9 protein-coding genes and 1 pseudogene are annotated in these 15,330 nt (G+C 41.4%); 2 read left to right on the forward strand and 8 right to left on the reverse strand.

What is annotated here, in order from left to right; translation table 11 throughout:
* Positions 1-92: 92 nt before the first annotated feature.
* From BUB08_RS18360 to BUB08_RS18390, 8 genes and pseudogenes are all read right to left on the reverse strand, one after another.
* Positions 93-992 (reverse strand): BT_3044 domain-containing protein, encoded by a 900-nt coding sequence (locus BUB08_RS18360; RefSeq protein ID WP_073003381.1) that lies wholly within the window; start codon positions 990-992, stop codon positions 93-95.
* Positions 993-1,025: 33 nt separating this feature from the next.
* A complete protein-coding gene (locus BUB08_RS18365) occupies positions 1,026-3,023 on the reverse strand; it encodes a RagB/SusD family nutrient uptake outer membrane protein (RefSeq protein ID WP_217651658.1) in 1,998 nt (665 codons plus the stop codon).
* 84 nt (positions 3,024-3,107) lie between these two features.
* Positions 3,108-6,233 (reverse strand): SusC/RagA family TonB-linked outer membrane protein, encoded by a 3,126-nt coding sequence (locus BUB08_RS18370; RefSeq protein ID WP_073003383.1) that lies wholly within the window; start codon positions 6,231-6,233, stop codon positions 3,108-3,110.
* Between the two features lie 14 nt (positions 6,234-6,247).
* Positions 6,248-7,600, reverse strand: a complete 1,353-nt coding sequence (locus tag BUB08_RS18375) for an IPT/TIG domain-containing protein (protein ID WP_217651659.1) — start codon at positions 7,598-7,600, stop codon at positions 6,248-6,250.
* A 569-nt stretch (positions 7,601-8,169) separates the two neighbouring features.
* A pseudogene (locus BUB08_RS20810) lies at positions 8,170-8,537 on the reverse strand (IS982 family transposase); the annotation flags it as partial.
* A 422-nt stretch (positions 8,538-8,959) separates the two neighbouring features.
* Entirely contained in the window at positions 8,960-9,670 is a 711-nt protein-coding gene (locus BUB08_RS18380) for an outer membrane lipoprotein-sorting protein (RefSeq protein ID WP_139249795.1), read from the reverse strand.
* Positions 9,671-9,763: 93 nt separating this feature from the next.
* Entirely contained in the window at positions 9,764-10,429 is a 666-nt protein-coding gene (locus BUB08_RS18385) for a ferredoxin--NADP reductase (protein WP_073003385.1), read from the reverse strand.
* Between the two features lie 23 nt (positions 10,430-10,452).
* Positions 10,453-11,568, reverse strand: coding sequence for an Sb-PDE family phosphodiesterase (locus BUB08_RS18390; protein ID WP_073003386.1), 1,116 nt, complete (start codon positions 11,566-11,568; stop codon positions 10,453-10,455).
* A 193-nt stretch (positions 11,569-11,761) separates the two neighbouring features.
* Here BUB08_RS18390 and BUB08_RS18395 point away from each other — a divergent pair, with 193 nt between their 5' ends.
* Both BUB08_RS18395 and BUB08_RS18400 read left to right on the forward strand, forming a co-directional pair.
* On the forward strand, positions 11,762-12,979 hold the full coding sequence (locus tag BUB08_RS18395; RefSeq protein WP_073003387.1) for an ROK family transcriptional regulator: 1,218 nt from the start codon (positions 11,762-11,764) through the stop codon (positions 12,977-12,979).
* Positions 12,980-13,020: 41 nt separating this feature from the next.
* Complete coding sequence (locus BUB08_RS18400; RefSeq protein WP_073003388.1) at positions 13,021-15,327, forward strand: glucosamine-6-phosphate isomerase; 2,307 nt, start codon at positions 13,021-13,023, stop codon at positions 15,325-15,327.
* Positions 15,328-15,330 lie beyond the last annotated feature (3 nt).

Below are 15,330 nucleotides of genomic sequence, written 5' to 3' on the forward strand. Positions count from 1 at the left end.
AAAATCCACCTGTTTTTACCTTAAAATTTCTGAAGGGGACAGGTGGATTTTTCAAATGTACTAAAGAGAAATTAATGTAATCAGCAATAACATTAATCCCTTACCTGCATTTCTATACGTTCCTTCATAACCTTGGTTACATCATCAATTGTATATTCATATGATAATAGAAATACATTGGTTTTCTGTCCATAATAATCTTCGACTATAAACTCATTTGGATATCTGTCATCACCATCCAACTGAACCACCTGAATCGAACCATAAGGTTTGATCGTAACACTATTGTCTTCTGCTACTTCCAAAATAATGGAAGACTCTTTGATCTTATCCACAGCAGAGACAAAAGTTTCATTCCCAGCGATCATCCGCACACTATTGTACGACAGAGGGAAAAGTTCTTTGTTCGCAGCAGTCACCATTCCATCAACCATTCCGGTCATGGTATAAAAAGAATTTTTTGCCTGAGATGCATATTCGTTTTCTAGCAAAACCTGATAAAGGATTGTACTCTTGTCGGGATTTAGTTCCACTCCTGAGATATCAGTAGCCATTAAACTAAGGAAATAGGTTGAATCCGGAGATAATCCATCCGGATACAATCGTATCATTGTCTTACCCGAACGCTCGCCCGCTTTAACCGTAATTTTGTATTCTACAATCTCATATTTATCTCTTGGCAATGGTCTGGCATATAATGTCGAATCTGCATCATAAAGCGAATAGTTGTATAATCCTAACGGTTCGGGATCTTCTTGCAACTCAATAACCATATCTTTTGTTGGAGCATCTGTTCCACCAACAGAAGCAGCTATGTAGCCAATAACTTCCTTTTCGTCAGTTAATTTTGCTATTTCCTGAAAAGTATTATGATAGTCGCTGCTAATCAAAGCTACTTCGTTTTTATACATTTCCTTTTCAAAGATCGCATCGTCATTACAAGATACCAGCGTTCCCAGTAAGGCCATTATTACTAAAAATCTTCGTTTCATTTGTATTGTTTTTCCTACTTGTTCAACATGATCTTAATTGTAACCCGGGTTCTGATCCAGAGATGGCAACCGGCGCAACTCAGCACGAGGAATCGGCACCCAAACAAACTTCTTATCAACTACACGGGTAAGATAAGATGAAGTTGCTGGGATAGTACGTCTGTAGTAACTTTCCCGATCTGCTCCATCCGGATTCATACCACGGATAGGTTCGCGTTCAGACTCTTCATAAATACCCCAGCGGCGTACATCGTAAAAACGTCTGTTCTCATATAAAAACTCAACCATGCGCTCACGTTCGATGGCTTGTTGTACATCAGCCGGGTTGTTCAGCTGATTGGCTGATAAACCGGGCAATCCGGCACGGTAACGCACGAGATTAAAAGAATTTTTGATCTCGTCAATATCTCTGCTGACTGTGTATTGCTGATCGCCTAACTGAACAGTTTGACTACCAGTGAGGTTATTAAGTGCCTCTGCATATGACAACAAAATTTCTGCATACCGGATAATTGGATATGCTTTCGGAATGCGACGGGCCCCTGTACCACTAAACGCATCATAAGCATGATCAAACTTTTTGATCACATAGCCAGTTATCGGATAGTCAGGTGAAGTTGCTGAAACACCACCCCTACCATCTACATCCTGGTAATAATATTTGGCAGTATGCATATTAACAGTAGTACTCGACAATGCCTGCCAAATGGCTTCGTTGAATCCAACAGATGCATAAAACCGCATTTCGCGATTGTCGTACATTTTAAACACACCAGCATTCATGGGATAGCCTGAGAAAGTTTTGGGCTGCTCTGTAAACAAATCATCGAAGGTACCGCCTGCCGGAAGGTCAGCAACTGTTTCAAAATAGGTATCGCCGCGCGCTTCTTCTTTGGTACGTCCATCTGCCATTAGATAGGCATCAACTACTTTCTGAGTCACACAAAAACGTCCCCAACCACCAAGAGATGGAGGGAAAGATCCTTTATTGATATAATCATTGAGGTATGATGTATTTCTTCCCCATATCAATTCTTTGTTAATGGCTGCCACCGCTTCGCCTGTAAATATATCTGAATAGGACCTGAAAGCATCAATTCCTGCTGCACCATTTGGATAAACCCCATAGAAGTCAGGATCAGAAATTACACCTTCAGGAAGAGTCGGCGTACTCTCGTCGGCTTTCACTGTATATAGTTGATACAAACCAAGATCCATGACTCGTTTTGCGGCAGCGGCTGCCAGCGCCCATCTGCTTTCGTCATACTGTTGAGACACATAAGGTGAATCGTCAGAGGAACGTTTCCAACTACCAAAATATGAACTGGCTGCAGAACCACCATTAAACAATGGGCTGGCATGGATCAATCTTAACCGGGCAATCAACGCATAGGCAGCACCTTTTGTGGGGCGTCCAAAATCCAGAATACCTACTTCTTTTGGCATTAATTCTGCGGCTTTCTCAAATTCCCCGCAAACATACTCCATTGCTTCATCGTACGTTGCTCTCGGACGATCGTAATATTCAAGGGATTCATTAGTATTAACAACTTCATCTCCCAAGATAATTGGCGGACCATAATCTACTAATAAATTGTAGTAAGCATAGGCACGAATGAACCGTGTATAACCTTCAATACGAAGCCTGTCGGTAGTTGTAAAATCTTTGGGGACGTCAAGATTTTGTATCACATTGTTCATTTTACGAATGATCTTATAATATTTCCCCCATTGATTTAGATTGGGAGAGGAATCGCCATAAAAATCAGGAGTAATCCGTCCGGTAGCGAAATCCATTCCATAATATACGTTGCTTGAACCACCTCCGGTTAATCCGTTAAATGCTTCATCAGCAGCCATAGGCCCCGGCGTATATCCAAATCTGACGGTTTGTGCTTCGTCAGAGAACATGTCGGCAGCTCCCCACATGTACGCTTCAATATACCGTGCATTGACAAATGCTGAATCAATGTTGAATTCATCGTCAAAATAGTCGTCGATATTCAGGTAATCTTGACATGATGTCGCCATCACACAGATCAAGCCTACAACAGACGCTATGGTTATTCTTTTTATAATTAAAAATGATTTCATCTTTTTAAAATTAGTGTATTGCTATAAGTTAAAATAGACTTGTACCGCATAGGTCTGAGGAATAGGATATTTTCGACCATTCCAGACCGCTTGTTCCGGGTCAAAGATTTTCACTTTATCCCATGTATAAAGATTGGTTCCCACAAGCTGTACGTCCATTGAAGAAACGCCTAACCGCTTCAAGAAATTGGAGTCAACCCGATAATTCAGTGTTACTTCCTGTAGCCGTAGGTAACGTGAATCTCCCTCCCAAAAGGTTGATAACTGACTATTGTTTGCGTTATTTCCATATTGCAAACGCGGGAAACGGGCATTTGGGTTTTCAGCTAAAGCCGGATCTATACCATGTTCCAGAGCATAGTCCATCGGAATCCATCTGTTCTCAGGATCGGCAGCCAGGGTAAGAACATTGCCTTGGTTTCCCTGGAAGAATGGCATATATCCCATTCCGTTTACTTCCGTATCTCCGCTTACAGTTGTTGACTGCCCAACGTAAAAGAAAGATGTTTTTCCTGTTCCTTTAAACAGCACCCCCAACGTTAGATTTTTGTACCGGAACTCACCACCAAAACCATACATCGTTAATGGATAATTACTGTGAGTTAGCGGAACTTTATCCATCGTATTAATAATTCCATCACCGTTTATGTCCTTGTACTTAATATCTCCGGGCATAACTGTGCCAAACGTCTGTTTAGGACTGTATTTTACATCCTCTTCATCCTTGAAAAGCCCGATAGCCTGATATCCCCGGATGGAACCGTAAGGAAATCCGTTGTACTCCAGGTAAGGATATTCCAAATAAGCCTGCTCCCAATTCTGCACAATGTTTTTGGAATAAGTAAAATTACCCCGTAACGTAATGCCAAAATTGGGAGTAATATCCGTTGTATAGCTAATATTACCGTCAGCTCCTGTACTCTTCATTCGCCCAACATTAGCATACGGGTTAGAGGTCACTCCCACATAAGAAGGAACCTGAACCCTCTGTTGGAAAATACCATTTCGTTGGTCTTTGAAAAATTCAAGTACAAAATCCAATTTATTGTCAAAGAGTTTACCTTCAAAACCTAAGTTAGACTTGATTGCCCTCTCCCAGGCAAGGTTATCTGCACCTATACGGGTTTCACCTATCGTTTCTATTCCTGGTACGCCCCAAACCGATCCTGTTCCCTCATTCACTTTGGTCAAATAAGGGAAACGAACACTGGTTATCCGGTCGTTACCCACTGTTCCATAAGAAGCTCTAATCTTAAAGAAGTCCAGCCATGGAGCTGTATTTCTAACAAACTCATAATTGGTTGGCACCCAGCCCAGAGCCATGGAAGGAAAAAATCCATATTGTCTTCCCGGCTGAAAGTTTTCAGAGCCGGTGTAACCAAAGTTAACATCCAGTAGGTAGGTATCCCTGAAACCATATGTAAACCGACTGGAAAGCCCCTGATAACGGAGAGGAATAGCCGCCAGGTTACTGGTCGCATCATTTGTATTTTTGGCATCGCTGAGGTAATAATATATCAACGCAGAAGTACGGTGATCTTCACTAAATACCTTATCATAATTAAAAACTGCCTCCAAGTGATACTTACGATACTGTGAAGTTGATTTGTTGTATGAGGCCTGTTTTTCCTGTACTCGCTCAATCATGATGAGAGAGCCATCATAATTCCTTCCGGTAGCTTCGTAGAGAGCTGGCTGAATCGACCTGCGTTCATTAAAGAAGCTATGAATGTCATAAGCTCCCTGTATCTTGAACTTTAAACCTTCAGTTACAAAAGATAGATCCTGATTTAAAGCCAAGGTAGCTTTCCCTTTGAATGCCTGATCAGAAGCCTGTCCTGTTTGGTTAATCATCACGTAGGGCGAAGATTGTGAACCCGCGCCAACTCCTGGGTACAAGCCATTTGAATATACTGTAGGGATAGTTAATGGAGTAAGACGAGCCTGGGCATTCCATATATACTCGGTATTTGCAACTCCCGGCTGGTTTAACTGAGAAAAGAAACCATCTGATCCCAGGTAAACACTGGTGCTCTCGGTCAAATCTAGATCCAGGTTAACCCTGTAATTATAAGTATTATACCCAACGTTTGAAGCATACGGACTATTTTTTTCCACCTTGTATGCTGCTCTTTCGCTGTTGGCACCCAAACTCAGGAAGTAACGGGCAACTTCACTACCTCCCCGGCCGCTAACATAAACGCTGTGAGACCAAAAGCTCTTGTTGAGTATCTCATCCTGCCAGTTTACATTGGGATACATATCCGGATCCAAAACATCCCGGATAATGCCCATTTCAGTTTCGTTATACAAAGGAGCCTCACCTCGAACAATGTTGGCTTCATTGGCCAATTTTGCATACTCGTAAGCATCCAAATAATCAGGCAAGCGATTTATCAAGGATAAGGTAGTATTGGCCCTAACCGTAATTTGTGTCTTATCCACAAGACCTTTTTTGGTATTAACCAATACTACACCATTGGCACCTCTAACTCCATATACCGCTGTAGCCGATGCATCTTTCAGAATAGAAAAACTCTCGATATCTGCCGGATCGATTGTATTTAGGTCGCCTTCCAGCCCGTCAATAAGAACAAGAGCACTACTATTGGCACCAAATGTACCAATACCTCTAACCCAAAATTCTGAAATGTTCTTTCCCGGTTCTCCACTCGTTTGCAGAGAGATAATCCCAGCAGCCCGTCCTCCAAGTAAATTGGCAACAGATCGGGCTGGAACCTGCAACTCCTTGACATCTATCGTGGAAATGGCACCTACTGAACTGATTTTACGTTCCTTGGCTCCGAGCCCTACAACAACGAATTCGTCTAGCGCTACACCCTTTTGAGTAAATTGTATCTTCAAATTATCGGTTGACTTCACGGAAACATGTTCAATTGGGTCATAGCCTATAAAAGAAAATACCAAACGGTCGCCATACATTACATTTATTGTAAAGTCTCCCTCAGCAGAGGTATATGTCCCTGCAGTGGGCCTATCCTTTACATAAACAGTTACACCGGGAAGTGGCACTCCCTGTTCATCGACCACTTTCCCAGCGATCTTGAGTTCTTCTTTTTGCTGTGCGAAAGTAGCCATATGCGTTACGCATAACAGCAGCAGGCACATAATTCGAATGATCTTCATATTATTTACATTAATTATTCGATAACCAATTTGCGAATCCTTGCATTCCCCCAATCAGCAATATAAATTTCCCCCAATTCGTTGACTGCAACACCCCAGGGATTTTTAAACAGAGAGACTACAGGTCCGCCGTCTTTGTAACCTGATGTTCCTGGCTGTCCAGCAACTGTAGAGACAATACCGTCTGCAGACAACATGCGAATACAATGGTTATTATAGTCCGCAATAAACATGTTCCCGTCGTTGTCGAATTTTATGTCTTTGGGATAATTAAATAATGCGTCTTCCACTGGCCCGTCGCGAAAACCACTTCCGCCCGGTGCATTCAGACGTTTAAATCCACTATCCGGATCGCGCAAATCAAGCATCATTATCCCCTGCCTAAATTCAACCGGATTGGCGTTGGAATGCAATGTGATATAAAGCTCCCAGGGTCTTAACGGGTTTATTCCCTGCCCGTATTGCGATCCGTAAGGGCCTTGATGCACAATCTTCGCTTCGTAGGTATCCGGATCAATTCTGGCTATTTTCCCATCCCTGAACCGGGTGTAAAGCATTTTGTCATAAGGACAGTAGGTAATAAAGTTTGCATAACGGTCACTCCACACAATCGAAGAATAGTCAGACTCCGAAAATTTAGCATTACGCTGACGCGGATTCCATGCTTCCCTTGGATCAAAAGAGAAAAACACTTCAGGAACAGACTCGTGAGAAGCCGTAAGAATTCCGGTAGCACGATCTACAGTGAGGCCATTGGCATACAACACACGTTCGTCAGTTGTTTTGGCTTCAATTAACGCAGTAACTATGTTTTCCTTCTCACTTATCCGGGCTACTCCCCAAGAACCTCCATCGCGCCAAGACATAAAGAGATTGCCTTCGGCATCCAACTCAAGATATTTTCCATATACATGGGCCTGATCAAGTGTCCCCTCCAGAAAATTTCTTGTGCCATTTCCTGTAACAGTGGTAACCTGAGCCTGAGGCGTATAAAGAAATGTGGAATCGTAAGTAGCAGAGTTTTCACCCACCACCACTTTAATTGTAGGATTATCGCCCGGAAGGCGAGGAACAATCGCATAAATACGATTCCCGCTGGACGAAATAACGGCAGCTTTTTTTAAGTTGAAATACACCTCAATATTGCTGGCATCAGTGCCAAAGTTCTCTCCATCTAATAAAATCTTGTCTTTGGCACCACCTTTCGTCGGAAAGAAAGTGGTCACCAAAATAGGTTTCGATGGATCGTGCGGATTTCCGGGCGAACTTTCCGGTTCATCCTTACACGACAGAGAAAAAAGAAAAAGCATTGAAGTCGTAACAATGTACAACAGCATTTTTTTTCGATAAAAACTAAACACCTTCATAACTAGAAATTGTAACAATTAAAATATTATAGGATAACTAATTTCGTTTATTGAACTTAAACTTACGTTTGGTGGCATAAAACTGAAATACTAGCTTCTGAAATACATAATTTCTGATTGCATATATTTTATAAACTTATGCTTATTCAAATCAGATTTCGTTTTATCAACTTTAGACAAAAGAGTACAAGAGATTTTTTCTTTATTGTTTTGCATTGACTCGATCTTAAGGGGCGCAAAAGTCGATTATAAATGTCACAGAAGCATTAAGGATCGTTTTCATTATTGTTAAGTTGGATTGTTAATTATTCGATAAGATTAAGTAGGAAAAACAAATAAAAGAAAACAAAAGAAAAATATATGACAACGATATTTGCTTCTATTCAACTACTTATACTGCTTCTTGGCCTTCACTCTTAAAGAAACCCACTCTTGCGATCAGAGCAATCAGAATCACTAGAAATGAACAACACCCATTATGTTCATTTGAAATAAAATCGAAATCTCACTCCTGCTATTTCACCTATTCACTTCTGAGGAATCGTTTTTTATTTATCTCTTCTTGAGATTTCAATAAAAGAAATACCGGTACATTTTCTCATACAGCATAATTGGAGGAACACAGCCATCGGCATCAATGCCTTTTGTTGCAACTCCACGAAACGATTATATGCCACAGTTTTGGAAAATCAGATCGCATGTGCTCCTGGACGTACATGGTGTAAAAGTGTTTTAAGCAACGGTGTTTCTTCAAATGAAACAGGATAACAATGGGAATCACTTCACTGTCAGATATAGTAAATTTACGCTTTCTTTGTTTAACAGAACTCACTTCTGTCAGTGTATATCCCTGATTAACTTGTTCAAATCCTTTGCAAAATTCGTCAATCAGATAGAAAAAATTGGTAATTTCAGAGTCCGTACATAAACAAGGTATTGTGGATTATGTGTTTAAATTTCAGTTGTCTAAGTATGGTTATAGCCTTGTTTTTATTCTAGTGTTTTTGGGAGTTTTTTGCATCGAACTTACGTTAATTAAAGAAAACATTCAACCCAATAGTTGCAGCTAAAAAAAGCCAGTCTTGGAGAAACTGGCTTTTGTGTAGATTTGTAAACCCTTAAATTATTTTTGCCAATATTGATATTGGTGGATGGTATTCGATAATTTTCAACAAAATTATCTGGCTTTTATTGAACACAACATTGGCAGTGATTTAAAGTGTGACTAAAGTATCTTTAATTCAAATCAGACACAATGTTTTGATGTGTACATAATGTGGACAGCGAAACATAATGTTCGCTAATACTGCTGTTTTTTCTGAAAAATGCAGTTTCTAGACGGGATTTTTCCGTTTTGTCCTATGGCTTCTCGAAAATGGAATCGTCAAATTTCTCGCCGAAAACGATGTCTCCGAAAATGATATTTGCTGTGCCCATGGGCGATTTTGATTCGATTTTTGTCGGCATAAAAATTCCGTCAAATTCTTTGTAATCGCTCATGTTTTGTTCTACTTCCACTTCTTGTCCCTGGGCATTTATTTTGGCTTTTACTTTCCGGATGAAATAGTTGTCGGCATCAATAAAATAGTTTTTCACGTTGCCGTCTTTATCGGTAAGTTTAATGTTGTACATCGGAGAACCGTCTACATTTACTTTTCCCAGCAGGGAGGCGGTAGTGCCTTTTTCTTTGTAGTTGTATAGTTCGCCGTCGATGTTGGCCTGCTCCATCGCCTGGTCTAACTGCGGCCCAGATAAATCCTGTGGTTCGGGGCTGATCCATGGAGCAACCATCCAGCCTTTTTCGCCGTTGTAAACCTGAATCATTTTCTGCCCCTGCATTTCCATTTCCATTCTAAATTTATTGGGGCGTTTCATCTTCATTTCCATGGGGAGTTCCATTCCCATTTGCTCTATTTTGGCAGTTACGAAATAGGTCTGTTTTTCAAGCAGTTTTTCCTGCCCGATTGCCTTGAAGTGTTTATTCAGAACTTCATCCAGATTTTGAGCCTGAGTGTGATTTGCTGCAACAAACAGCAAAATGACCAAAAAGGCAGAAATTGTTTTTTTCATTGTGGTAAATTTAAATGGATACTTCAACTTTAGTTTTCAGATGGGTAAATGTTTTGTTTTTTTAGTTACACCAGTCGGGCTGAATTTTTCTTTTTAAAAGTAAATTTCAGCGAGAATATTTTCAAACGGAACTCCTTTCGAAATAAGCAGATCGCGCATTTCAACTACCATAATTGCTTTTCCGCACAGGTAATATTTAACCTCGGGTAGTTTTTCTATTCCATTAATGTAATCGGTTACCCTGCCGGGAAATGTGTTGCACGAAGATTCACGCGAACAGCAGCGGACGTAGTTTTCTTCCAGCTTCCATTCCAGTTCGTCTTCAAAGTAGAATTGGTTTAGGTAGCTTACGCCGTGAATTAACTTTTTGTTTTTTGTTTGCCCCGAGCGAAACATGCTATAAAAAGGCGCTATGCCGGTTCCGGTGGCAATCCACCACGCTGCATCTTTCGTTCCCAGAAAACTTCCGTAGGGTTCTGAAACAAGTACTTTTTCTCCGGGGATGCACCCTGACAGCTTTGGCGTTAGCAATCCGTCTTCCTTAATGTTGAACAGCACTGCCGCTTCGGTTTCGTTGTTGCCACTGCACAAACTGTATATCCGGGGAGGATGTTCGTTATTCAAAGCAATTTTAACTACTTGTCCGGGAGTGAAATTCCACGGGCGTTCAAATGTTATGAGATGCACTCCGGGGGATATTTCGCTGTTCCCGGTTATTACGTGTTCTTTTAATGTTGTAACTTTTTTGTTTTCTGCCATTGCAGGAGGATACAATTTTTTGGTTATTTATTTGGAAACGCGAACGTTACTACGAGATTGTCGGTAGAACTTACCATCATGTTTTTCACCTTGTAAAATACTTTGAGTTCGCCCATTTCTGCCACTTGTTCCGAGTTGCCGCTAATTTCCAGCGAAGTAATACGATGTGGCTTTAGCGTAATGTTTTCCGGAGCATCAAACCCTACTCCCGGTTGAGCCAGCTCCAGTTCGTAATTTACGTCAGACAGGTTCTCAATTTCAATTCTTTTTGTCTCTCCAACCCTGACTTTTACAGCCGGACTTGAAATTTTTATGGATGCAAAAAACAGGGGCTCAAGCAGGTTTGCTTTCCCAACCAGTGTGTTGTTAAACCAGGCTACTGTCCGTTTGCTAAAGAGTGCTTCTTTTATTCCTCCTTCGGTGCGGCTTCTGGAAAAAACCAAAGTCATTGGGCGGTGTCCTGAAACCACGTCATACGCCATCCCGATTGGTTCGTGTATGTCGGTGTTTGCAAATACCGTCAGGTTTTTGTCGCGTGCCCAGTCAATGGCTTCGGGGTAGTGCTCGTTGTAGTTGAATACTTCAATTCCGTGCAACATATCTTTTTGAAGCAGTTGGGTGTGTTCTTCCCACCACAATGTGTTTTCCGGTTGCTGCGCCTTCCATCCCGGGTGGTTCCAGATTAGAAAAGCTCCCTGGTCGCGTGCTTCTTTAATGGCTTCAAAAACATCGTCGCGTTCCAGCAGATTGGCATTCCTTATAAAAAGTGCATTGAGGTGCCCGGGAGGCATGCTGCGGGTAATTTCTGCTCCTTTAACCAGTATGATATTTTTGTTTTTTGCAAGAGGCTCGGCAATATCAAAAGAACGGTTGTGGTCTGCATTTATGTCTTTGGAATGAGGGCGGTATTCGATATGATCGGTAATTGCAATCGCATCGAGCCCTTCCTGCCAGGCTTCTGTAATTCTGATGGTAGGCCACACAGTTCCGTCAGAGAAAACCGTATGCATATGAAAATCGCATTTAAGCGTACGGTAACCGGGTATGTCCGGAATGTTTATTCTTTTTCGGGATTGCCCAAATGTAACGAGGGAAATTGATATAAAAAGAAGGAACGCTAAAGGTAATTTTGTTTGCATTTCGAAGCGGTTTTTAATTGGTTTTTAAATATCTGGTTTTTTCACGAATCGACAACAATTGTCAGGATTAAATATTTTTTTATCAATTTGTAAAAGTTAAATTTATCAAAAATAACGTATTCTTTTTAAAAAAATTAAAAAGGATGTTGTTTTGAGTAAAATAAATTTCAATCTTTGTTGTAGAAAATAGGCAATGGAAAAACTTTTCAAAAATACAGGGAATCAGAGTCAGGGAGTAGAGCAGAAGAAGGTTTCAAATAAGAAGCAGATACTGAAGACGCTCTATTTTTTGGGGTCAATGTCGAATTCTGAATTGTCCAGAATTATTAAGCTGAGTACTCCGAAAATTAACAGTTTGTTGGTTGAGCTGATTGAAGACGGCCTGGTGAGAGATTTGGGACGTGGTGACTCCAGCGGCGGAAGGCGCCCAAATATTTACGGTTTGGTTGAAGATTGTTTTTATGTTGTGGGGATTACCATTAATATTAACCGCACCATAATTTCCATTTTTAACAGTAATAATCAGGAGGTGATTGAACCTCAGTATCTGCCGGTGAGAATGCAGTCGGATTTCGGGATATTCTCAGAAATCAGTGAAAATCTGGATCGGATTCTTGTTGAATCTCAGATTGAAAAGGATAAAGTTTTAGTGCTGGGTATTGAATTGCCGGGGCTTGTAAACCAAAAGCAAGACATTAACAAAACTTATTTCCCGCAAATTACAAATCTTTCGGATGAGGTGCGGAAAGTATTTGGATTGCCGGTTTACATCAGCCACGATTCGAAACTGAGGGCATTTACAGAACAGCATTTTGGCCTTGCAAAAGATAAAAAGAACGCGTTGCTGCTTCAGGTTGACTGGGGTTTGGGGCTCGGAATTATTATAAACGGAAAACTTTATGCAGGTAAATCGGGCTACTCCGGCGAGTTTGGCCATTTACCCATTGTCGACAACGGTGTTCTTTGCAGTTGCGGCAAGCAGGGATGCCTCGAAACCATTGTTTCCGCCACCGCAATTGCCCGGATAGCCCGGCATGGAATTGAAAGCGGGAAATCATCGTTGATAAAAGAACTTGTAAACGATGATATTGAGAAAATTGATATCTCGGTAATAATTGAAGCTGCCAACCGCGGCGACCAGTTTGCCATTTCAATTTTTTCTGACGTGGGGTACTGGCTGGGAAAAGGAATTGTTTACCTGATACAGATTTTTAATCCCGAACTAATTGTGCTGGGCGGGCGTGTTGCCGAAGCAAGCCAGTTTATTATGGCGCCAATTCAGCAGGCAATTTACACGTTTAGTAATCGCGATATTAGCGAGGATACTGAAATTAAATTTTCGACACTTGGACAGAAAGCCGGACCTCTGGGGGCTGCAGCTTATGCACTCGAGAAGTTAGCATCGGCATAAATATAATTGTAAACGAATAATTAGAGAAAGGTGAAGGTAGTATGAAATTGAATTTTTCTAAAGTAGAACAGGCATTTTTAAAGGAATCGAAGTTACAGAAAATAACTACTCGCACTCCTTACGTTGCCGTGGATAGTTTTCCAAAACTTGGTTTGCTTTCGGCTCTAAGTTTTTTAGAGTGGGTAGCAGAAAATCCTAACGGGGTAGTAAGTTTGCCAACCGGAAAAACGGCACAATACTTTCTGCAATTCACCCATTTAATGCTCGAAAATTGGGACACTCCCAAAGGGCAAAAAATTCGTGAAGAACATGGTTTGGCCGATGTAAAAAAACCAGAATTAAGCGGTTTGCAATTTGTACAGATGGGCGACTTTTATCCCATCAGCTCAGAACAGCACAACTGTCTTTTAAACTTTGTTCTTAAAAACTATATCGAAGGTTTCGGTCTGGACATTAACAAAGCGTTACTGATAAATTCAGACGAAATTGATTTGGCTGAGGGCAAACATTTTTCAGAAGTATTCCCCGGCTTCAACATCGATTTGAGCCTGCGGTATCGCGAAGCAAAAACCCAGCTTGAAAAGTTGCAACAGGCATCGATTTTTAAAATTGACCAGTGGTGCACCGAATACGAAAATAAAATCAGGGAAAAAGGCGGCATCGGGTTCTTCCTGAGCGGCATTGGCCCCGATGGACACATCGCTTTCAATACCCGTGGTTCTGACCACTTCTCTTCCACTCGTTTAAAAGAAACCAATTTCGAAACACAGGCTATTACAGCAGCCGATTTAGGTGGTATCGAAGTTTCAAGAAACAGGCTTGTTATTACAATCGGATTGGGAACCTTGGGTTTCAACCCGAAAAACAAAGCCATTATTTATGCTGCCGGCGAAGCTATTGCAGAAACCATTAAAAATTCACTGGAAGATGAACCTTCCGTAGTTTATCCGGCAACTTCGCTTCAGCGTTTGCCAAACGCCAGGTTTTATTTAACTGATGGTGCAGCCGTAAAACTGAATGATGCAGTTGAAGAATATTATATAGACGGGCCTTGGACCCACCAGAAAACAGAACGCGCAGTAATAGAGCTTTGTTCCAAAATCAATAAGTTTGGCGGAAAGCTGACTTTAGATGATTTGAAAGCTGATAAATATTGCAGCATGATTCCGGGCCTCAGCGAAAATACGGTTCAGGAAGTTATCGATTCCATTCAGGCAAAACTGAAAAAAGGAATGGAACGTGACAAAAACCAGATTTACTATCACACCGGGCCGCACCACGACGATATTATGCTGGGAATTATGCCGGCCATTAACAGGCAAACACGCGAAGCCACCAACGAAATGCACTTTGCTGTGATGACTTCCGGCTCGAATGCGGTAACCAACACATTTTTGCGCGACCTGCTGGAAGACACCGTAAAAATGCTTGACCAGGGGAAAATTGAAATGATTAATTTCCCGAATTTCTTCGACGACGGGTATAAATACAAATGGGACAAAGATATTTACCATTACCTCGACAGCATTGCAGCACAAGATAAAGAAGAACAAAGAAGGGGCGTTTGCCACCGTACAATAAGGGCGCTGGTAACTATTTGGGATGCAAAAAGTGAAAGCGACGTTCGCGAAGTTGTCAAAAGAATTATTGAAAATCTTGACAGCACTTATGACGGAGGTATTAATCCGCCAAAAATCAGCCGCCTGAAAGGAATGATTCGTGAGTTCGAAGAAGAACTGGTTTGGGCACACTACGGAACAATGGTGAAGAATGTACACCACAAACACCTTGGGTTCTACTACGGCAATTCAAGTTTCGAAACCGATGTGCTGCCAATTCTGGAAGATTTCAGAAAATATAAACCAACGGTAATCAGTCTGGCCATGGATCCTCAGGGTAGTGGTCCTGATACGCACTACAAAGTTTTGCAGTCGGTAGCAAAGGCAGTTGAAGAATGGAATAAGGAAGAAGACCTCAGCAATTTGCGTATTGTAGGATACCGTAATGTATGGTTCAAATACAATCCGTGGGATGTGGAAGTTATTGTCCCGGTTTCTTTGAACTCAATGGCTACTCACGAAAAATCATTCAAAGAATGCTACATTACCCAGGTAAATGCTTCGTTCCCAAGTTATCAACTCGACGGCGCTTTTAGCGATTTGGCACAACGTACCTGGTTCGAACAGCACAAACAGATACAGTTTTTGCTGGGCAAAAATTACTTTTACGAAAACAGCTCGCCGCTGCTGAGGGCCACACACGGAATGGTGTATATGCGTGACCTGAACGTACAGGAATTCCTGCAGGAAGCATCGAAGCTGGGGAAGTCAATGGAAGGTATTTTTTAATTA

Origin of the sequence: Mariniphaga anaerophila, assembly GCF_900129025.1 — a bacterium.
GTDB lineage: Bacteria > Bacteroidota > Bacteroidia > Bacteroidales > Prolixibacteraceae > Mariniphaga > Mariniphaga anaerophila.